At 76.0% G+C, this 221-nt stretch carries 1 protein-coding gene; it reads right to left on the reverse strand.

What is annotated here, in order from left to right:
• On the reverse strand, positions 1-221 hold a 221-nt coding region (locus tag TW83_RS18240), incomplete at both ends, for a GntR family transcriptional regulator (protein ID WP_239441425.1).

A 221-nucleotide genomic window follows, 5' to 3' on the forward strand; every position in this document is an offset into this window, starting at 1 on the left:
CCGACGGCCCAGGGCATAGTCGGTCGGTCGCGCGGTCACGAAGACCCCCGCCCCGCGCCGCGCATGGACCAGCCCCGCGTCGGCCAGCTGCGCCAGCGCGTGGCGCACCGTGTGGCGGTTGACCCCGAAACGGGTGGACAGCGCCGCCTCGGACGGCAGGCGGTCGCCGGGGGGATAGTGGCCCGAGGTGATCTCGGCCCGCAGGGTGTCGGCGATGGCCT

The sequence above is a fragment of the Paracoccus sp. S4493 genome (assembly GCF_000967735.1).
Taxonomy (GTDB): domain Bacteria; phylum Pseudomonadota; class Alphaproteobacteria; order Rhodobacterales; family Rhodobacteraceae; genus Paracoccus; species Paracoccus marcusii.